The following is a 20068-nucleotide window of genomic DNA, read 5'->3' on the forward strand; positions in this document are numbered from 1 at the left end:
CCTCGCCGCCGGATTCCGGCCTACGTCGCCCGACTCGATCCTCGCCGCCGGATTCCGGCCTACGTCGCCCGACTCGATCCTCGCCGCCGGATTCCGGCCCGCGTCGCCCGACTCGGTCCCTCTCGACTACTCCGTGCCGCTCACTCGGACTCGTGTGTCGTCGCGTCGAACAGCGTCTGGAGTCGCGGGCGCTCCTCCTCGGCGAACCGGACAGGGAACACGCCGGCGACGATCACGTAGTCGCCCTCGTGTTTCACCCGTGCGACGTGCACGAACACGTCGACGGAGACGCCCTGGATACTCGTCGTCGCCGTGAACACGCTCAGGTTCGTCTGCGTCCCGAGCACCGTCGTCGTCCGCGTCTCCTCGAACTGGACGTTCTGGAGGCCCCCACCGGGGAGATCCTCGCCCGCGACGCTCGTCGCCTGCCGGACCAGTCGTCGCGGCTCGGCGTCCGCCAGCGGGTTGAACTCCTGGCCGACGATGGAGATCGACGGCGAGGTGAACACCGCCGCCGCCGCGATCTGCTGTTCACCCAACGGCTCGATCGTCGCCCGCCGCTCGTACACCCGCAGGTGGTTCACGACCGTCACGTCTCGCGTCGACCCGCCCGCCTCGACGCTCCGGTTCCGCACCACCTCGCGAGACACCGTCTGCTCGTAGCCGGCCTCCGACACAGAGGCGTCCTCGAAACTCGCCGGCGACGCCTCGAACCGGAACTCCTGTTGTGTCGCGGCACACCCCGAGAGTACCACACACGCGACCAGTGCGACTGCCAGTATCCCCTGTCGTCCCACCATGACTCACCACACGGAAGCCCACCCACATGATAGTTTCCCGAGACGGAACTGTCTCCCCCGCTCGACTCAGTCCGTCGGCTCCGATCGGAGACTCACCGATGACCCGGTCACGGCTCGGCGGTCGGTCGATCCCGACCCACGCATCAGCCGCTCACGGCCCCACCCGACGCTCCCGGTACGTTATCACTCGTGAGAAGCGGAGCGAGAACGTTTATCCGCCCGACGGCCGTCGGCTCGGACGAACGACGGACGGGTCGCCGTGGGAGAGAAACCGGACAGAGACGTGGTGGCTGGGGGACCCGCCACCGAGTGAGAACCCACATGAGAGACGACGACGCGCCGCGGCCGGAGCCGGGAGCGACCAGCGTCTGCTCTCGGGACCGAGACGAGCGTCGGCTCCGCTCGCTCGCGGCGTCGGCTCGTCGCCTCCGCCGAGCCGGTGACGACCGCGGGATCACTCCGGTGATCGCGGTGGTCGCGATGGTCGCCGTCTCGGCGACGCTGGCGGCGGTGTTGGGGACGTGGATGTTGTTCGGTGACTCGCCGGTCGAGGGACAGGTGTCGGCACAGGTGTCGTTGGCCTACACCGGCGGCGACGCCGTCGTCACGTGGACGAACGAGGGGGACGCGGAGCGTCTCAGGGTCGTCGTCGGCACGCGGGAACGAGTGATCGAGGAGGTCGACGGTGTCGTCAGGATAACTGCCGCACCGGAGCGGACGCTCGTCGTCGTCGCGGAACGGGCGGACGGCGAGTCGAGTATCGTCGCACGGACGCGACTCGAGGACGTGAACTGAGTGGGACACGCCGGCGCCCTCGACGCCGTGTCTGCACCGCTCGCGACCGCTCCGCCGGACGGGCGCCGGAACCTCGGTGTCACGGGCTCCGCCACAAGAGTGAACACCCCACACGCGGAACCACCGTCGAGATGTCACTGTTGCGCGTCAGCGGGTTCGACGTGGGGTACGGCGAGTTGGAGATCGTGACCGACGCCGACCTGACGGTCGCGGACGGGGAGTACGTCACGGTCGTCGGCCCCAACGGCGCGGGTAAGAGCACGTTGTTGAACGGGTTGTTCGGACAGGCCGACCGCCTCGGTGGGACGGTCTCCTTCGACGGGACGGACGTGACGGACTACGACACGGTGGAGTTGGTCGAGGCCGGGATGGGGTTGACCCCACAAGGCGAGAACGTCTTCCCCGACCTCACCGTCCGCGAGAACCTCGTGATGGGTGCGTACACCCGCGACGGTGTCCCGTCGGACGTCGTCGACCGGATCTACGACCGGTTTCCGATCTTGGCGGACCGCACGGCACAGAAGGCCGGGGAGCTCTCCGGTGGCCAACGCCAGATGCTCGCCATCGGTCGTGCGCTCGTGACGGAACCGGACCTGCTGGTGCTCGACGAACCGTCAGCCGGCCTCGCTCCCGATCTCGTACAGGACCTCTTCGACGAGATCGACACGATCAACGAACACGGGACGGCGGTGCTCGTCGTCGAACAGAACGCAGAGGAGATCCTCCGACGCGCCGATCGGGGGTACGTTCTCACACAGGGGACGCTCGGCGAGGGGCGACCCGCCGAGGAGTTGCTGGACGACGAGCAGTTCCGCGAGCAGTTCCTGGGGGCCTGAGACGGGTCCTCGCCGTCTGGAGCGGTTCCTGGGGGCCTGAGACGGGTCCTCGCCGTCTAGAGTGTTCCTCGGGGCCCGAGACCGATCGACCGCCGTCTCGACCGTCTCCGCCGGTGTGTTCGTTTGCCGTCACGAACGGGTCCGACGTGATCGGACATCACCGACCGTCTCGGTCCCGTTCCCCGGACACCGACGATCCGAACGGTCGGTAATTTCATGTGTCTGGCAGTTGCCGGTGAGTAGTGGTACGTGGTACCATGACACGACAGAGACAGTCGACGGGTGTACCGCGAGCGGACGGATCGAGCGGAGCGACGACACGCAGGCGGTTCCTGCGGGCCACGGGAGCCGCCGGCGTCGCCGGCCTCACCGGACTGGCTGGGTGTTCCGGTGGCGGTGGCGGCGGTGGGACGATCACGCTGGGGCAGCCGGCGCTTCTGTCCGGTAACCTGCAGGCGATCCAACCGCCGGTGTCGGCGTCGGCCGACATGGCCGTCCGGAAGATCAACCAGGCGGACGGCCCCCTGGGACGGGAGATCGAGATCGTGCGACGCGACACCGAGCGGAGCCCGCAGACGGCCCGCGAGGTGTTCAACGCCTTCATCGAACAGGACGACGTGGCCACGATCAACGGCTTCACCTCCACAGTCGTCCAGCCCAACTGGGAGTTCATCCTGAACCAGCAGGTCCCCATCGTCTCGATGTACGCCGGGACGCGGTTCCTCGACACGCGTGGCGGCGACGGCGGGACGCCCGGCGACACGAGCGACGACGGCTGGTTCTGGCGGACGACCGGTGCGGACAGCCAACACGCGACCGCGGCCGCGATCCACACGAACCGTGCCACAGCCGACGGCGCGGTCGTCGGCGCGATCCACAACAAGACCTCCGGGTCGACGACGTGGGCCGAGACGTTCCTGTCTGCCATCGGCGTCTTGGACGGCGTGGAGGCCGGCGAGCGGGTTCCCGTCGACTCCGGACAGTCGGCGTACCGCTCGGAGTTGGACAGCTTCTACGAGTCGGACGCCGACGTGCTCGGCACCGCGATGGGTGTCCCCAGCGCCACGACGCTGATCCGCAACTGGAGCGACGGCGGCTACGGCGGGAACCTGATGCTGTCGAACCCCCTGCGGAATCCGGACACCGTGTCGAACGTCGGGCAGGTCGCCGCGGAGATGGACGGGTGGATGCGGGTGTCCGTGCCGGCCATCTCCGGTCCGTACGCGAGCGACTACCGCTCGGAGCTGTCGAGCTTCGTCGGACGTGACGACAACGACTACGCGTCGGATCTGGCTCCCAACAACTGGTCGGCGTCGTCGTACGACTCGATCACGCTGTCGGCGCTGGCGATCCACGCCGCCGACAGCACGGACCACACCGAGATCCAGAGCCAGATCGGCCGGATCGCACGCCCCGGTGGGACGAAGGTCCAGACGTTCGCCGACGGCAAGGAGGCGTTGGACGCGGGCGAGGAGATCGACTACGTCGGTGCCCAGACGACCGTCGACTTCAACGAGTTCGGCGACGTGTTCAACCAGGCTCGGATCTTCGAGGTGACGAGCGACGGGTTCACCGAGAACGACAGCGTCTCCGCCGAGCGCATCCGGACGAACCTGGACGCCCAGCGGAGTTCGAACTGAGTCCACGATGGGGCTGTTCCAGTTCGTCGTCTTCGGTCTGGAGACGGGTGCCCTGATCGCCGTCGCGGCGATGGGGTTCACGCTGATCTACGGGATCGTCAACATGATCAACTTCGCCTACGGCGAGTACGTGACCATCGGCGCCTACGTCGCGTGGGCGTCCGTCGCGGTCGGCGGGTTGGGGATCTGGAGTAGTCTCCTCGTGGCGACGGTGGCGACGGCGGTCCTCGGGTGGGTCGTCTCGCGAGTGTTCTTCGTCCCGCTCCACGAGCAGGGACCGATCCCGTTGTTGCTCACGTCCATCGGACTCGGGTTCCTCCTGCGGAACGCGTTCGCGTTCTTCTTCGACGTGGACCGGCGGTTCGTCGACGTGGGCGCGGCGTACGGCGCCGTCCCGGCGACGACGTTCCGGTTCGACCTCCCCGCGGTGACGGTCGCCGGCGTCGACCTGCTGGGCGACTTCTTCGTCACGACGAACATGCTCGTGACGATGGCGCTGGCGGTGGTGTTGCTCGGCGGGCTCCACGGGTTGCTCACGCGGACGGATCTCGGGATCGCGATGCGTGCCACCGCCAGCAACGAGTCGCTGGCGGAGCTGTCGGGCGTGCCCGCCTACACCGTCCGGCAGTACACCTGGGTGATCGCCTCGGCGCTGGCGGGTGTCGGCGGCGTGTTGCTGCTCACCCGGGAGTCGGCCTCGCCGGTCGTCGGGTTCGACCAGATCCTGTTCGTCCTCGCGGCCGCGATCCTCGGCGGTGCCGGGTCGATCTACGGCGCCGTCGTCGGCGCGGTCGTGATCGGGCTCTCGCGGGAGATCGTCGCGGGCCTGGGCGTCCCGGTGCTCTCTGACGTGCCGGTCTCGGTCGCGTTCCTCGTGTTGGTCGTCATCCTGCTGGTTCGCCCCGAGGGGATCGCGGGCGAGGAGGTGTCGTCGTGACCGCCGACCGTGAGCGGGGCGGAGACGACCACGAGCGGGGCGGAGACGACCGCGAAGCCCACGGAGACGCCGACCGCGAACGGGCCGGCGACGGCCCCGAGCAGGGCGGAGACGGTCCCGCCGACACTGCGTCGGACGGCGGCGGCGACCACGGGGACGGCGACCCGACGACGGCACAGACACCCGCGACGGACGGCGGCGACGCCGCACGGGTCGGTCCCGCCGAGACGGCCACCCTGGCCGTCGACGGGGACGGTGTCTTCGCGAGCCTCCCGGGTGGTGCGGCGACCGTCGGTGTCGCCGTGGTCGTCGCCACGCTGGGGGTCCTCGCGCTGCCGGTCGGGTTCGACCTCCCGGGGTTCGCCTTCGTCGTGATGGAGGAGGCGACGCTGTTCGTGTTGTACGCGATGGTGTTGCTCGGACTGAACCTCCAGTTCGGCGACACGGGGATCATCAACTTCGGCCCCGTGTTGTTCCTCGGACTCGGGTTGTACGCGACGGCGCTGATCTCCGCCGACGTGCCCGGCTTCGCCAGCGGCACCGGTCTCGACCTGTTCTGGGGGTTGGGACTGGCGGTGGGGATCGTCGCCGCCGTCGGGGGTGGTCTCGTGTTGGGCGCGTCGTCGCTCCGACTCCGCGAGGACTACCTCGCGATCACGACGCTCGCGGCCGCGGAGATCCTCTTCGAGATCGTCCGGGTGTTCCGGGACCCGTTCGGCGGCAACCGCGGGCTCGTCGGCATCCCGCAACTCGTCGTCGAGACGGGGACCGGGGGTGTGTTGCCACTGGCCGAGACGGCGGCACTCCAGGACCTGGCGACACTGACCCTGTTCACGGGGCTGCTGCTCGTCGCCTACGAGGGGTTCCGCCGGCTGTCCGCCTCGCCGTACGGTCGGGTACTCCGCTCGATCCAGGCCGACGAGGACGCCACCCGCGGCATGGGGAAGTCGACGTACTCCTACAAACTCCAGGTGTTCGCGTTCGGCGCCGTCGTCGCGGGGCTGGCCGGCGGACTGATGGGGATGTTCTTCGGTTCCGCCGACCCGGCGTTGATCTCCATCGACGTGACGGTGATCATCTGGATCGGGATGATGATCGGCGGCGCGGGGAACCACCGCGGCGCGATCACGGGGCTGGCCATCGTGATGTCGTTCGAACTGTTCGTCCGCCTGACGAACAGTCTCGTCACACAGCAACTCGGACTGATCGACGCGACACAGTTCAACGCCTTGCGTGGCGGGCTGATCGGACTCCTGTTGATCCTCGTGATCAGGTACCGACCGGAGGGACTGTTCGGCGACCCGGAGAAACTGGAGGTGTTCAAGTGACACTGTTCGAGACCCGCGAGTTGACGAAACGGTTCGGAGGACTGACCGCGGTCGACGAGGCGTCCGTGCGCGTGGAGTCCGGCGAGCTCGTCGGGCTCGTCGGTCCGAACGGCGCCGGGAAGACGACTCTCTTCGACTGCGTCACCGGGTTCCTGGAGCCGACCGCCGGGGAAGTCGTCTTCGACGGTGTCGACGTGACCGGCGACGCTCCCGAGGCCGTCGCCAGAGAGGGGTTGGTGCGGACGTTCCAACACTCTCGTCCGCTCGGTACGTTGACCGTCCGCGAGAACGTGATGGCCGCCGCACGCGGCCACCCCGGTGAGAGCGCCGTCGGGGCGCTCGCGCAAGGAGAGAGCGTCCGCGACCGGGAACGCGTCGTGCGCGAGCGGGCCGACCGCCTGCTCGAACGGTTCGACCTCGACGGTCTGGCCGACGCCTACGCCGGCCGGCTCTCCGGCGGCGAGCGGAAGCTGCTGGAGATCGCCCGGTCGCTGATGCTCGACCCGGAGCTGTTGATGCTCGACGAGCCGTACGCCGGGATCTCCGGCGAGACGGTCGCGGAAGTGTCGGCGTACATCCGCGAACTCAACGACGAGGGGACCACCTTCGTCGTGATCGAACACGGGCTGGAGTCGCTCGTCGAGTTGGTCGACAGGCTGATCGTCCTCAACGAGGGTGCCGTCCTCGCCGACGGCCCCGCCGAGGAGGTCGTCAGAGACGAGCGCGTCGTCAACGTCTACACCGGGCAGCCGATCGAGACCTGACGCCCCGAGGCGGGCGTCGACTCGGTCTCGCACCCCAGTCCGTCTCTCGCCGTCTCGTCGGGGTGTGACCGGGCGAACGACGAGAACGACGAGAACGAGAGGCCGTCGGCGCCGCCAGAGAGGAGACTCAGTCGACCACTTCGACGGCGGTGCCCTCGTACCGACAGTCCTCCAGGGCGTGTTTCGCGTCCATCCCGGCGTCGTGAGCCGTCGGGCCGACGCCGACACCGACCTTCAACTGCACGTCCGCCTCGTCGCGGACGTGTCGGATCGCGCCGTGGTAGTCCTCCTCCGAGAGGTCCGGACAGACGGCGATGACGTTGTCGCCACCCACGAAGAAGGCGAGCGCGCCGTGTTCCGCTCGGAGGTGACTCATCAGACTCGCGTAGCCCCCCTCGATGTTGACGAACGTGTCGAACTCGTTGAGTCGGTCGGTGTACTTCCCGGTCGCGTCGTCCACGTCGAAGTGGGCCACCTGGAGGTCGTCGACGGCCGGGTCGTCGTGGAACGTCCCGCCGAGTACCTCGGTGCGGTCGGCCGACTGGGCACTCCCGGCCGTCTGGAGCAGTTCGGAGGCGTCGGCGAGCGCGTCGGCCGGTCGCTCGGCGACGCCGACACCGACACTCACGCTCACCGGGTAGCGGTTCGAGACGGTCTCTTGGAGCAGTTCGTGTGCCTCGCGGTCGAGACCGTTGGTCACCGCGACGAGGTTGTCGCCGCGCGCGTAGAAGGCGTAGCCGTCGCGCGAGCCGACGAACTGTGCCACGTCGGCGTACAACCGCGACTGCAGCGTCTGGAGGTCCATCTCTCGACGGGGTTCCGGCGTCACAGTCCACGGACCGTAGTTGTCGATCTGAACGTGGGTCAACTGCGTCTTCGTCACTGTTGTCCCAGTACAGGGGTCTCCGACACAAGGGTGTTACCGTTCACGAATGTGTGACGCGCGCTCGACCGACGGCTACGAAGCGGGCCGTGACGCCGAGCGATTGATTGTGCGACCGCCCCTACGAGTGGTCGTGATCCGAGGGGTCGTCCTCGACGTCGACGGCACGGTCGTGCGGGGAGACGAGCCACTGGCCGGGGCGCCGGCGGCGGTCGCCGACCTCCGAGCGGCGGGGCTCCCGGTGGTGTTCTGTTCGAACAACCCGACCGCGGGGCCGGCGGCGTACGTCGACCGACTGGGCGGTGCGGGGATTCCCGTGACGCCAGCGGCCGTCGTCACGGCGGCGACGGCGACCGCCCGGTACCTCCGCGAACACCACGCCGGCGACGTGGCGACGGTGTTCGGCGCCGACAGCGTCCGCGAGCTGTTGGCCGAGGCGACGGATCTCCGATTCGTGGCCGACCCCACGCTCGCGGACGTGGTCGTCTCGACCGTCGACGAGTCGTTCGACTACGAGGACATGCGCCGTGCGATTCGGACGGTCGACGAGGAGACGGCGTTCGTCGGGACGGACCCGGACCCCGTCATCCCGACCGCCGACGGTCCCGCGCCGGGGTCGGGGGCGATCACCAACGCACTCGCCGGCGTGTTGGAGCGCGAGCCCGACGCCGTCCCCGGAAAGCCGTCGGCGACGGCTCGCGAGCTCGTCGGCGAGCGACTCGGCGTCCCCGCAGCGGACCTGCTGGTCGTCGGCGACCGCCTGGAGACCGACGTGGCGTTGGGTGCCCGTGCGGGCGCGACGACGGCGCTGGTGACGACCGGCGTCGCGGACGCGGGGGACGTAGCGGACGCGTCCGTCGCACCCGACTACGTCCTCGACTCACTGGCGGACGTGTCTCGCGTACTCGACGCCGAGGATGTCGACCCACCGCCGACGGACGCGTCACCCCTCGCCCCGGGGTCGGCCGACGCAGTCGGGACCGACGAGCGTCGCCCGGACGACCGCTGAAGGAACGGGACGGCTCCGACACCGCTCGCCGCCGCCCACCGCCGTGTCACTCCGTCACAACTCTCAAGTGTGAGAGTGAGTGACTCCCGAGCGAGATGGAACGCGACTCGCCGTACGTCTACCGGACCAGTCCCGACACGCCGAGCGCCGCGTCGCAGTCGTCCGGCGTCCCCGACGGCGCGGACGGCGAGAGCGACGCTGGCGAGGACCAGAGCGGGGACCGAGGCGGTGACGGGACTGTCGTCGTCGTCGAGGGTGTCGCGACGACGCGACGGTGACCGGGGTCCCCGGCGCGGTGACTGCCGTCCCGGACGCGGCAGACGCCGGCTGCCGTCTCCCGGTGTGGTAGCTAGTGGCTCACACGGAGTGCGTCGACCACGACAGTGTTCTCGGTGCGTACGGGGGCGTCGGTCAGAGCACACGGACTACTCCCTCGTCTGGCGACGGCCACACTGCGAAGTGTCGCCAGAACCCACAGCGTTACAAGAGGTCGAATCAAGAGAAACTTAGGGGCCTTGTACGGCCTCCAACAGTACCGACGCGTCTTGACTGTAATGAGCCAACCTTTACCACCGGGCGTCGAGTCGACCGGAGTATGAGTGCGAGTCGCGCGGAGACGACCCCGGAAGACAGGCTGAGTGACGCCGAGTACCGCGACCGACTGCGCGAGCTGCCGCCGAGTGCGAAGTTGGTCGCGAAGGTGTTGGAGGACGCGACGCCGATGTCGCAGGGGCAGTTGGCCGAGGAGACGCTCCTGCCGGACCGGACCGTCCGGTACGCGCTCAACCGCCTCGACGAGTCCGGGATCGTCGGCTCGCGGTACTCCTTCGAGGACGCGCGCAAGCAAGTGTACTACCTCAACGTCTGACGACATCACGGAGCGGTACGACAGTTTTCGACAGGTACTCGTAGAACCCGGACGCGACGAGCACCGGCTCTGGCCGAGTGTCGCGTCGACGGCGGCCGTCGAGTCGCCCCCCACGAGTCCGCGTGATCGGCGGGTGCGTCCGACAAGGTTTTTTCACCCACCTCCCGACAAGTTCGTCCGTGCGACTCTCGGTGGTCGTCCCGACGCTGAACGGCCGGGACCAGTTGGCGGGCACGCTCGAGGCGTTGGGAGCGGCGGCACCCGACGTGGAGGTCGTCGTCGTCAACGGGCCGTCGGCAGACGGGACGACCGGGATGGTCAGAGCGTCGCCGGTGGTGGACCGACTGGTCGAGGTGTCCGAGCGGAACCTCAACGTGGCTCGCAACGCCGGCTTGGCGGCCGCGAGCGGCGACGCCGTGGCACTCGTCGGCGACGACCACCACGTCACCGACGGGTGGGCGGACGCGGTTCGGGAGGCACTGTCCGGTGGCGCGAACGTCGTCACCGGCCCCTGTCGCCGCGAGGTCCACGGCGGGACGACCAGCGAGTCACCCGAGCGACGCACGATCCGCGAACGGGAGGTGACGTACTTCCACGGCGACAACGTCGCGTTCGACGCCGGGACCGTCCGACGCCTGGACGGCTTCGACGAGTACCTGGAGACCGGCGGCGCGCGCGACGCCGCACATCGCTTGGCCGCGCTCGACGTGTCGGTGACCTGGGAGCCGGCGGCGGCGACGCTGACGACCGTCGAGGCGGCCGACGGTGGCCGCGAGCGCCTCGACTGGCGCTGGAAGTACCGCGCGCTGGCGTACCGATTGGTGAAGAACTACGGACTCCGCCCCGGGACGGTCTGGCGGACGACACGCCACGCGGTCGGGGACGCTCTCACGGCGGCCGGCGGTGTCGTCCGTGGCGAGAGTCGGCCCTCCCGGTGGGCCGGGAACGGACGCGACGTGTTCGCGGGTGCCGTCCGCGGCGCTGCCGACGGGCTCGCGGCACGAGCCCGCGACCGGACACCGACACGGAATCCCAACGGACTCAGCGACCGCGACGACAGGGCCGTCGCCGTCTACGACGCCGACGACGACGGCGGAGGTGAGGAGGCAGAGGCGGGCGAGGTGGGAGCCGACGAAGGGGGCGCCGACGAGGTGGGAGCCGACGAAGGGGGCGCCGACGAGGTGGGAGCCGACGAAGGGGGCGCCGACGAGGTGGGAGCCGACGAAGGGGGCGCCGACGAGGGTGTCGAGGAGTCGGCGTCCGACGACTGAGTACCGTCAGGTGTCCGACGACTGAGTACCGTCAGGCGTCCGACGACTGAGTACCGTCAGGCGTCCGACGACTGAGTACCGTCCGGCGTCCTGCGTCCGGCGATCGAGTGGTCGCGCGCTCGACGCCGCGACGACGAGTCGATCAGGACTCGCCCGGGCCGAGTTCGGGGACGACGCGAGCCGCGTTCTTCGAGAACGTACGTCGCATCAGGTCCTCGGAGACGTCCAGCGTGAGCACCTCCATCACGCTCACGTCCGGGTGGGTGCTCGGTGCGCCGGAGCCGAACAGCACGCGGTCGGGGTGTTCCAGCAGCCCGCGCTCGAGTAGTTCGCGGTAGCGGACGAACGCGGTGTCGAGGTACACGTCGTCGTACTCCTCCAGCAGGTCGATCCCGTCGTGCATCAGCCCCCGGTTCAGCGGGAACCCACCGAACGACGAGAGGATCACCGGGAAGTCGTACCCACACAGCGTGTCCGCGACGGTCTCGGGCGGGAACTGCTCGCCGGCCGCGACGCGAACGGGCGGGCCGGCGTCGCTGATGACCTCCAACACCGCCTCCGTGGGGAGGCCGTCTCGAACTGGGTCGAGCGTGAACCCGTGGAACCGGTCGTCGTAGGCGTACTGTTCGGCGTCCTCGGCGTCGGTGTGGTGTGGCTCCGGCGAGGACGCCAAGTTCCGGAGTCGGGCGGTGGCACTCTCGCCGGGGTCGCGTGGCCCGCTGAGCCGCGCGAACGCGAGAAACGGGCGGTCGACGGCGAGCCGCGCGACGGCGTTGTTCGCCGTGACGTACCCCTCGCCGGCGGGACGCGGTCCCGGTGCGACGACCGCCCGGACGACACCCGCCTGGTGGAGCTCCCGCTGGAGCGACTCCGGCGACACGTCGCGACCGACGGTCGCGACCGACTCCGCGTCCGGGTCGAGCCGTGCGTGTACGTCGACGACGCGGAAGCCGTGCTCCAGTTCCAACATCGTCCCCCGCTTCGACGCCCGCCGTCTTAGTGTTTTCACGTCCGCCGTCGCGGTGGAAGACGGTACGGGTCGTCGGACCGAAGCCGCCACGTCGGTCGGACCGAAGCCGACACGTCGGTCGGGCCGACCCCGACACGCACGTCCGACTGTCGGAATCTCTCGTCGGGAGGGGCGATACGACCGGTTCTCCGGGTGGGAACCGCTGGGAAAGACCCATACGTGGCCCGCGCGCAGACGACGGTATGAGCGAGCGTCTCGACGAACTCAGAGAGTTGGCGGAGTCCGACGTGGGAGAACCGCCGGACGACCCCGACGCCGAGGTGGAGGCGGGAGGAGCCTCGGCGGACACCGCCACGACCGGTGCGCCCACTCGCGACGCCGCCGCGTCCGGTGCGACCGCCGACGGTGCCGGTGCCGAGACCGACGAGTCGAGTGGTGGGCTCCGGAGTCGCCTGCCGGGTCGCCCGTCACTGGGGCTCTCCGGGTTGTTCGGCCCGAAGCGGTTCCTCCTGGCGCTCGGCCTCGCAGTCGGTGGGTTGGTCGCGGGCGGTGCGGTCCCGTTCGTCGGAGCCGTCACGCAGTACGTCGGGCTGTTCGCGGCCGCGTTCGGCTACGGGCTCGTCGCGAGTGACTCGGCGTACGTCGAGACCAGCGTCGCCGGTGCCGTCGCGGCGGCAGTCGCACTGGTGTTGAACACGCTGTCTGCCGGCGGCTTCGTCGTCGGCACGGACGTGCTCGGCCGGTACGGGATCACGCTGACCGCCGTCGGGGTCGGCCTCGGGCTCCTCGTCTCGCTCGTGGGTCACTACTTCGGACGCGACCTCCGTGCCGGTGTCACCCGCGACGTCTGAGCCGTCGCGGCGACACCGACGCACTCGACCGACCGGCCCCCACCGGCACACTCGACCGCTCAGCGCGCGCCGTCGTCGACGACGCGCCAGACGCCGTCGTCGTGCTCGAGGAGACCACCCTCGGCGAGTCGTCTGAGACACCGCCGCGTCTCTCCGGGCGGGCCGTCGACCTCCCCGACGACCGCGCGTTCGCTACCGTCTGTCCCGACGACCGCGGCCAACACTTCGGCGTGGAACTGTGCGTCGCTGTCTGTCCCGGTGGCCGCTTGGACGCGATCGAGCACGTCGGCGACACGCCCACGCACCCACCGCTGTGCGAGCGACAGTTCGTTCTCCATCTCGCGGAGGCGACGGTACTCGCCGGCCAACGCCGCGAGTCCACCGTCGGCGCCCTCGGAACCGGTCTCCGTCGGGTCGTCCCGTGCGTGTCGACCACCGTCGCCCGCACCCCCGACTGCCGTTCGACCGCCGTCGACGCGCTCGGCGTGGTCGGTGGTGCCGTCCGTCGACCGGTCCGCCGTCGTCTGACTCCCCTCGGCGGCCGACTCCGCGGGGTCACTCGGCCCCGTGGAGGTCGGTGCATCTTCCCGCAGCCGTCCGTCCCGACCCGGTGACTTCCCCCTCTCCGGGTGTGTCCGCCCGTCGGGGTGGTCGTCCCCGGCTCGGTCCCCGGTCCCGCTTCGATTCCCGGCCTCGTCCCGGTTCTCGTCGACGGTTCGATCAACGCCACCGTCTCGGTCTCCGCCACCTCCGTCCGCTGCCTCTTCGAGCAGTCCGTCGAGGTCGAGTCGGACGTGCGCACACCGCCCGAGGATGTCCATGCTCGGGTTGGCGGCGTACGCGCTCTTGGTGCCGTACTCGTGCCTGGAGACGGTCACCTCCAGACGCACGTCGCGTGCGATGTGGAAGTACTTCCGACGGCTGCCGTCGGTTCGCGACTCGACGAGGCCCGCGTCCTCGAGTTTCTCCAGGTGGTCGATCACGGCCTTCGGCGACACGTCGAGGTACTCGCCGATCTCCGTCACGTAACAGGGTTTCCGCGAGAGCAACTGGAGGATCCGCCTCCGGTTCTCGTTGCCCAGCAGGTCGAGTAGCTCCGCGGACTCCATACACGCGAGGTTAGCGACCGACGTACTTGAACGACCCGCTCCCGGCGGTGTCCCTACCAGTGCTCGGCTCACTCGTCGTCGCTCTCCTCGTCCACGGTCTCGCCGGTCTCGGTGGCGCCGCCACCTTCGCGGTCGGTAGTGTCGAACGAGCGAAGCGACGGCTGTCGCCGCCGTCGCCCGTTCCCGTCCACGCCGCCGTCGCCGTCCGTCTCCCCGTCTCTCCGGCCGCCCGTCGTCCCGGCGTCTGCGGCCCACTCGGCGAGCGTCTCCGGGGGAGTACGGTCTCGGCTCTCCGTCTCCCACTCGTCGAGTGTCGCAGACGCGACGGGCTCCGCGGCGGGCCCCGAACCGTCGCCCGCAGCCGCGGTCGCCGCACAGCCGGCCGTCTCGTTCTCGCCCGACCGGTCGGCGTCCGCCGCGTCGTAGCCGCCGAGTGTCGTCTGATCGCCGCCGCTGAACGAGAGCTTCGACACCCGGACGCCGAGTTTCCGCACCTCCTCGTCCGCGAACTCCGTCAGCAACTCCAGTGCCACCTCTCGGACCAACTCGGGATCGTCGACCGGTCCAGACAGCGACTCCGCACGGGTGTTCACGTCGAACGGCGGCCGGACGGCCTTGATCCCGATGGTCTGGTAGGTCGCGTCCCGCGAGCGGGCGCGCTCGGCCACGTCGGCCGCCAGCGCGCGGACCTTCTCGCGTTTCGCCGTCTCGTCGCTCGTCGCCTCGGTGAACGCCGACTCGCGCGACAGCGACTTCGGTCGCCCGCGCGGGGTCACCTCGCGGTCGTCGCGGCCACGTGCCCGATCGTACAACTCCCGGCCGCGGTCGCCGAACCGTTCGACGAGCGTCGTCGGGTCCGCGGCCGCGAGGTCCCCGGCGGTCTCGATCCCCATCTCCGCGAACTCGCGAGCCCGCACCGGCCCGACGCCGTGGATGTCCTCCACCGGGAGCGGCGCGAGGAACTCCCGCACGCGGTCCGGCGGGACGACTGTCAGCCCGTCCGGCTTGTCGTAGTCCGACGCCACCTTGGCGACGGCCATGTTCGGCGCGACGCCGACGCTGGCCGGGACACCGACGCGCCGCTGGATCTCCTCGCGGACGTGCCGTGCGAACCCCTCCGCGAGCGTGCGACCGCCGCTGTCGTCTCCCTCGCCGCCTGTTCCGTCGCCCGGTCCGCCCCCGCCGGCCGCGGTGTCGGCCGTGGTGTCGTCGGCGTCCTCACCCACCCGATCCCACCGCGTGCGGTCTGTCACGTCGAGGTACGCCTCGTCGATAGACACCTCACGGACGGTGTCAGCGAGGTCGTGGAGCACCGCCTTCACGTCGCTCGCGACGGACTCGTAGAACTCCATGTCGACCGGGCGGTAGTGGCCGGCCTCCGCGGGGTCGGGGGCGTCCGGATCGGACGCGTCGGCGTCGGCGGCTCGTGGGAGCCGGTCGAGCGCGTCCGAGATCGGCTGGGCGGAGTCGACGCCGTACTCCCGAGCCTCGTAGCTCGCCGTCGCCACCGCGCCGTGGCTCTCCCCGGACTCGTACCCCATCCCGACGACGACCGGCTCGCCGGCCAACTCGGGCTCCTTCAGGCGCTCACACGAGGCGTAGAAACAGTCCATGTCGACGTGACACACCACCCGCTCGCCCGGCCCGTCGTCGCCCACCCCGGGGAGCGTCTCCTCCATCGATCTCCGGTTGGCGGCCGGTGGTGGTGAAGGTTCGGCTCCCGCGCGGTGGAAGTGGAATCGCAGAGTGACGACTCCGAGTCGGAGGGAACCGACTCCGTGTGAGTCGGTCACGACCGGGGCGAAGCTTTTTGTCGAGTCCCGAAGCAGGTTTGTGTAGATGAAGACCTCATTCTCGACGCGCCGGTGAGCGCGTCGGCGGGGACGCGCTCGTCGGAACGGCGACACGCCGTCCTGCCGCGGAGGCGGGACGGCGTCGCCAGACGGCGTACGACACGACGAGCGAGGCGCCGTCCACCGGGCGTGTGGTGGGACCCGCGACCACCACGCGCCGCGGCGGGACGGCACGACACGTATGCAAGCAGGATCACGACTCGACGGTGGGCGGGCCGTAGTGGCCGCCCGCCGCGCAGACGCACAGCCAGACACCGAGGAGATCGAACGGTTGGCCGAGTCGGCCGGGTTCGAGGTGGTCGACACCCTCACCCAACGCCGCCGCGAGGACCGCACCTACAACCTCGGGCGCGGGAAGGCGGAGGAACTCGGCCGTCGCGTCGCCGAGACGGACGCCGACGCGGTGGTGTTCGACGGGGAACTCACGCCGGGGCAGTACGGCGACCTGCTCGGGTTGCTCCCCGCGGAGACGCGCGTCGTCGACCGCTACCGACTGGTGTTGGAGATCTTCGCCGCCGGGGCGGGCGACGCCCGTGCGAAGACCCAAGTCGAACTCGCGACGCTCGAGTACGAGTTTCCGCGACTCCGACAGATCACTGAGATGCAGTCGATGAGTTCCTACACCGAGAAGGGGGCGCCGGTGTACGACGTCGACGACCGGATCGACCGCCTGCGGACGGAGCTCCGAGAGTTGGAGGCGGCGGCGCGTGACCGTCGCGCCGAGCGACGCGAACAGGGATTCGACCTCGTCGCCGTGGCGGGGTACACGAACGCCGGGAAGTCGACGCTGACCCACCGGTTGGCCGACGAGTTGTCGTTGGCGGACCACGACGCCGCCCACGACGACGAGTCCGTCGCCGCCAACGCCGAAGACCGGCTGTTCGAGACGCTGGAGACGACGACCCGTCGGGCGACCGTCGACGGGCGGCGACTGCTCGTGACGGACACGGTCGGGCTGATCGACGACCTCCCACACGATCTGGTGGAGTCGTTCTCGACCACGCTCTCGGAGATCGCCGACAGTGACGCGGTGGCCGCGGTGATCGACGCCGCGATGGACGAGGAACCCTTCCGCCGGCGCGCCGAGACGACCCTGGACGTGTTGGCCGGCGAGGCCGATCCCGAGTGTGTGATCCCGGTGTTGAACAAGGTCGACGCCGTCGACGAGGCGACGCTGGCGCAGCGTCGCGAGACGGTCGCGGAGTTGGCGCCCGACGCGGCCGATCCGGTGGCGATCTCCGCGCTGCACGGGGACGGTGTCGACCGACTCACCACGGTGCTGGTCCAACGGCTCCCGAGCGGAGAGACGACGCTGGAGTTGCCGAACACGGGCGAGGCGCAGGCGCTCGTCTCGTGGCTCCACGACCGCGGGGAGACGGAGACGACGTACGAGGGAGACGGCGTGACCGTCGAGTTCGCCGGCCGGCCGGACGTGGTCGCGGAGGCCGAGCGGCGCGCGGCGTCGCTCGACGGGTCCGAGTAGTCCCGCGGTCGGACCACCACCGGACCCGACCCGAGCGACAGGGTGCTGGCGCGCGACCGGAGGCGACCCGAGCGGCGAGGTGCTCGCGCGGACACGACAACGCTCTTCTCGTCGGCCCTCGCCTGTCCGAGCGTGACCGAGACAGGAGCGGACGACGGTAGCGGCGAGGGTGCCAGTGGGGTCGACGAGACCGACGGCGGGGTCGACGAGACCGACGGTGGGGGTGACGAGACAAACGGTGGCGCCTACGAGGTGGAGGTGAAGGTGCGCGCGGACCACGAGGCGGTCCGCGCCGAACTCGCGGAGTCGGACGCGGAGCCACTGGGTGCCGTCGAGCAGGTCGACACCTACTACGACGCGCCGGACCGCGACTTCGCGGAGACGGACGAGGCGCTCCGGATCAGACGCGAGACGGTCGTCGCGCCGGAGCCAGACGAGTACGGCGGCGAGACGGACCCCGGCGAGCCCGAACCCACGGCCGAGACGGAGACGACGAAGGTGACGTACAAGGGGCCGCTGGTGGAGACCGAGTCGAAGACGCGCGAGGAGTACGAGACGGCCGTCGCGGACGGCGAGGCGTTGGCGGGTGTCCTCGACGGGCTAGGCTACGAGCCGGCGGCGACCGTCGAGAAACACCGCGAGCGGTTCGCTCTCGACGACTACGTCGTCACCCTCGACACGGTGACGGACCTGGGGACGTTCGTCGAGGTGGAACGCGAGACCACCCGCGACCGCGTCACGGCGGTGCGAGACGGTGCTCGCGAGCTGCTCGACCGACTCGGGCTGGATCCGGACGAGCAGATCCGCACCTCCTACCTCGGACTGTTGCTCGACGGGACGTAGCCACACGACGCATCATCATCACTCGGAGGGCGTGCCGACCCAGTCACTCCACGACCGCGGTCGCCTCCACCTCGACGACGAGTCCCGGCTCGATCAACGCGGCCACCTCGACGAGCGTCGTTGCCGGGCGCACGTCCTCGAACATCCGCCCGTGGGCGCGACCCACCGCCTCCCAGTCGTCGGCGTCCGTCACGTACAGTCGCGTCCGGACCACGTCGGAGAGCGCTGCGTCGGCCTCGGCGAGTGCCTCGCCCACGATCTCCAGGGCGCGCTCGGTCTGTGCGGCCGGCCCGGCCTCGGTCATCGGTTCACCGTCCTCGTCGACCGCAGTCGTCCCGGCGACGCGGACGGTGTCGCCCGTCCGGACCGCCCGCGAGTAACCGACTCGCTCCTCCCACTCCGTCCCGCTGGAGACGCGTCGTCTGGTCACGCGGTGCCCGTCGGAGCCGGACGACCTGAACCTACCGGCCGGGAGGCGGAGTCCGGGTGGACACCCAGTACGGTATACCCACGGGTTATCCAGAGTACCCGCGTACTTTTCGCAAGTTATAGCAACCCCAGCGTCCGACAGTCGAGGTAATGAGGAACGTACGCGTCTCCCAGTTGGACCGTAACGCGGTGGAAGACCAGGACGTCGAGATCGTGGAGCGCAAGGGGATCGGCCACCCGGACTCGATCTGTGACGGGATCGCCGAGGCCGTCTCGCGGTCGCTCTCGCAGTTGTACCTCGACCGCGTCGGGAAGGTGCTCCACTACAACACCGACGAGACGCAACTCGTCGCCGGGCGTGCCGCCCCGGCGTTCGAGGGCGGCGAAGTCTTGGAGCCGATCTACATCCTGATCGTCGGCCGGGCGACGAAGGAGTACGAGGGCGAGCAGTTCCCCGTCGAGTCGACGGCCCTGTCGGCGGCCCGCGAGTACCTCGCGAGCGTCGCGCCGGAGTTGGACTTGGAGACGGACGTGGTGATCGACGTGAAACTCGGCGAGGGGTCGGGTGACCTCCAGAGCGTCTTCGGCGAGGACGGCGTCGAGGTGCCGATGGCCAACGACACCTCCTACGGCGTCGGGCACGCACCGCTCACGGAGACGGAGGAGATCGTCCTCACCGCCGAACGGGAACTCAACGGCTCGTACGCGGCCGACCACCCGGAACTCGGCCCGGACGTGAAGATCATGGGGAAACGCGAGGGCGACCACGTCGACATCACCGTCGCGGCGGCCATCGTCGACCGGTACGTCGACGACGTAGACGACTACGTCGCGGCCGTCGAGGAGATCGAGGCGTTCGTCGCCGATCTCGCGGAGTCGCACACTGACCGGACGGTCTCCGTGGAGGTCAACACGGCCGACGACCTGGAGGCGGGGTCGATCTACCTCACCACCACCGGGCTGTCGGCCGAACAGGGTGACGACGGCTCCGTGGGACGCGGGAACCGCGCGAACGGGCTCATCACGCCGAACCGGCCGATGAGTATGGAGGCGACCTCCGGCAAGAACCCGGTCAACCACATCGGGAAGATCTACAACCTGCTGTCGACGGAGGTCGCCCACGCGGTCGTCGACGAGGCCGACGGGATTCGCGACCTCCAGATCCGGATTCTCAGCCAGATCGGCCGGCCCATCGACCGGCCACACGTCGCGGACACCCGTGTCGTCACCGAGGACGGCGTCACGGTCGCCGACGTGGAGGCGGAGGTGACGGAGATCGTCGACGAGAAGCTCGCGAACGTCACCGACGTGACCCGTCGCGCCGTCGAGGGCGACGTGTCCACCTTCTGAAGTCGAGCCCGATCGGTCGGGCAGCCGTCGCCCACGACTCGCCCGGAGC

Annotated in this window: 20 protein-coding genes and 1 pseudogene; 14 read left to right on the forward strand and 7 right to left on the reverse strand. The window is 69.8% G+C overall.

The features are described from left to right. Positions 1 to 140 precede the first annotated feature (140 nt). Positions 141 to 800 (reverse strand): DUF6517 family protein, encoded by a 660-nt coding sequence (locus tag RYH80_RS00525; protein ID WP_370901908.1) that lies wholly within the window; start codon positions 798 to 800, stop codon positions 141 to 143. 321 nt (positions 801 to 1121) lie between these two features. Here RYH80_RS00525 and RYH80_RS00530 point away from each other — a divergent pair, with 321 nt between their 5' ends. From RYH80_RS00530 to RYH80_RS00555, 6 genes are all read left to right on the forward strand, one after another. Further along, complete coding sequence (locus tag RYH80_RS00530; RefSeq protein WP_370901909.1) at positions 1122 to 1595, forward strand: hypothetical protein; 474 nt, start codon at positions 1122 to 1124, stop codon at positions 1593 to 1595. A gap of 131 nt (positions 1596 to 1726) precedes the next feature. Then, positions 1727 to 2431: an ABC transporter ATP-binding protein gene (locus RYH80_RS00535; RefSeq protein WP_370901910.1), complete on the forward strand. Its 705-nt coding sequence runs from the start codon at positions 1727 to 1729 to the stop codon at positions 2429 to 2431. A 257-nt stretch (positions 2432 to 2688) separates the two neighbouring features. Next, positions 2689 to 4071 carry an ABC transporter substrate-binding protein gene (locus tag RYH80_RS00540; RefSeq protein WP_370901911.1) on the forward strand — a complete coding sequence of 461 codons (1383 nt, stop codon included), beginning with the start codon at positions 2689 to 2691 and terminating at the stop codon, positions 4069 to 4071. 7 nt (positions 4072 to 4078) lie between these two features. Beyond that, positions 4079 to 5008 (forward strand): branched-chain amino acid ABC transporter permease, encoded by a 930-nt coding sequence (locus tag RYH80_RS00545; RefSeq protein ID WP_370901912.1) that lies wholly within the window; start codon positions 4079 to 4081, stop codon positions 5006 to 5008. Beyond that, the gene (locus RYH80_RS00550; protein WP_370901913.1) at positions 5005 to 6336 is read left to right on the forward strand and encodes a branched-chain amino acid ABC transporter permease; all 1332 of its coding nucleotides are present in this window, start codon (positions 5005 to 5007) and stop codon (positions 6334 to 6336) included. The genes RYH80_RS00545 and RYH80_RS00550 overlap by 4 nt, the downstream gene beginning before the upstream one ends. Beyond that, the gene (locus RYH80_RS00555; protein WP_370901914.1) at positions 6333 to 7100 is read left to right on the forward strand and encodes an ABC transporter ATP-binding protein; all 768 of its coding nucleotides are present in this window, start codon (positions 6333 to 6335) and stop codon (positions 7098 to 7100) included. The genes RYH80_RS00550 and RYH80_RS00555 overlap by 4 nt, the downstream gene beginning before the upstream one ends. Before the next feature lie 127 nt (positions 7101 to 7227). Here the strand turns inward: RYH80_RS00555 and RYH80_RS00560 are convergent, their stop codons facing one another. After that, entirely contained in the window at positions 7228 to 7983 is a 756-nt protein-coding gene (locus RYH80_RS00560) for a GTP cyclohydrolase III (protein ID WP_370901915.1), read from the reverse strand. Between the two features lie 133 nt (positions 7984 to 8116). Here RYH80_RS00560 and RYH80_RS00565 point away from each other — a divergent pair, with 133 nt between their 5' ends. The 4 genes from RYH80_RS00565 to RYH80_RS00580 all read left to right on the forward strand — a co-directional run bounded on the left by RYH80_RS00565 (position 8117) and on the right by RYH80_RS00580 (position 11131). Continuing rightward, positions 8117 to 8992 carry an HAD-IIA family hydrolase gene (locus RYH80_RS00565; RefSeq protein WP_370901916.1) on the forward strand — a complete coding sequence of 292 codons (876 nt, stop codon included), beginning with the start codon at positions 8117 to 8119 and terminating at the stop codon, positions 8990 to 8992. Positions 8993 to 9087: 95 nt separating this feature from the next. Beyond that, on the forward strand, positions 9088 to 9270 hold the full coding sequence (locus RYH80_RS00570; protein ID WP_370901917.1) for a hypothetical protein: 183 nt from the start codon (positions 9088 to 9090) through the stop codon (positions 9268 to 9270). Between the two features lie 317 nt (positions 9271 to 9587). Next, positions 9588 to 9860 carry an ArsR family transcriptional regulator gene (locus tag RYH80_RS00575; RefSeq protein WP_370901918.1) on the forward strand — a complete coding sequence of 91 codons (273 nt, stop codon included), beginning with the start codon at positions 9588 to 9590 and terminating at the stop codon, positions 9858 to 9860. A gap of 179 nt (positions 9861 to 10039) precedes the next feature. After that, positions 10040 to 11131: a glycosyltransferase family 2 protein gene (locus RYH80_RS00580; protein ID WP_370901919.1), complete on the forward strand. Its 1092-nt coding sequence runs from the start codon at positions 10040 to 10042 to the stop codon at positions 11129 to 11131. 142 nt (positions 11132 to 11273) lie between these two features. Here the strand turns inward: RYH80_RS00580 and RYH80_RS00585 are convergent, their stop codons facing one another. Beyond that, positions 11274 to 12101 (reverse strand): amidohydrolase family protein, encoded by an 828-nt coding sequence (locus RYH80_RS00585; RefSeq protein ID WP_370901920.1) that lies wholly within the window; start codon positions 12099 to 12101, stop codon positions 11274 to 11276. Positions 12102 to 12343: 242 nt separating this feature from the next. Here RYH80_RS00585 and RYH80_RS00590 point away from each other — a divergent pair, with 242 nt between their 5' ends. Next, complete coding sequence (locus RYH80_RS00590) at positions 12344 to 12952, forward strand: DUF8526 domain-containing protein (protein WP_370901921.1); 609 nt, start codon at positions 12344 to 12346, stop codon at positions 12950 to 12952. Between the two features lie 59 nt (positions 12953 to 13011). Here RYH80_RS00590 and RYH80_RS20125 read toward each other — a convergent pair whose 3' ends face one another. The 3 genes and pseudogenes from RYH80_RS20125 to RYH80_RS00600 all read right to left on the reverse strand — a co-directional run bounded on the left by RYH80_RS20125 (position 13012) and on the right by RYH80_RS00600 (position 15740). Beyond that, positions 13012 to 13725 (reverse strand): hypothetical protein, encoded by a 714-nt coding sequence (locus RYH80_RS20125; RefSeq protein WP_489753330.1) that lies wholly within the window; start codon positions 13723 to 13725, stop codon positions 13012 to 13014. A gap of 3 nt (positions 13726 to 13728) precedes the next feature. Continuing rightward, positions 13729 to 14061: pseudogene (locus RYH80_RS00595) on the reverse strand (ArsR/SmtB family transcription factor); the annotation flags it as partial. Positions 14062 to 14129: 68 nt separating this feature from the next. Next, a complete protein-coding gene (locus RYH80_RS00600) occupies positions 14130 to 15740 on the reverse strand; it encodes a DNA polymerase Y family protein (RefSeq protein ID WP_370901922.1) in 1611 nt (536 codons plus the stop codon). Between the two features lie 355 nt (positions 15741 to 16095). On the opposite strand from RYH80_RS00600, the gene hflX reads away from it, so the two are divergent. Beyond that, positions 16096 to 17397, forward strand: a complete 1302-nt coding sequence (gene hflX / locus RYH80_RS00605; protein ID WP_370901923.1) for a GTPase HflX — start codon at positions 16096 to 16098, stop codon at positions 17395 to 17397. A gap of 252 nt (positions 17398 to 17649) precedes the next feature. After that, complete coding sequence (cyaB, locus tag RYH80_RS00610) at positions 17650 to 18240, forward strand: class IV adenylate cyclase (RefSeq protein ID WP_370904617.1); 591 nt, start codon at positions 17650 to 17652, stop codon at positions 18238 to 18240. Positions 18241 to 18283: 43 nt separating this feature from the next. Here the strand turns inward: cyaB and RYH80_RS00615 are convergent, their stop codons facing one another. Next, a complete protein-coding gene (locus RYH80_RS00615; protein ID WP_370901924.1) occupies positions 18284 to 18670 on the reverse strand; it encodes a Rid family hydrolase in 387 nt (128 codons plus the stop codon). A gap of 149 nt (positions 18671 to 18819) precedes the next feature. Between RYH80_RS00615 and RYH80_RS00620 the strand changes: the two genes are divergently transcribed. Next, the gene (locus RYH80_RS00620; RefSeq protein ID WP_370901925.1) at positions 18820 to 20019 is read left to right on the forward strand and encodes a methionine adenosyltransferase; all 1200 of its coding nucleotides are present in this window, start codon (positions 18820 to 18822) and stop codon (positions 20017 to 20019) included. The last annotated feature ends 49 nt before the right edge of the window (positions 20020 to 20068 follow it).

The sequence above is a fragment of the Halobaculum sp. MBLA0147 genome, assembly GCF_041361345.1.
Lineage (GTDB): Archaea > Halobacteriota > Halobacteria > Halobacteriales > Haloferacaceae > JAHENP01.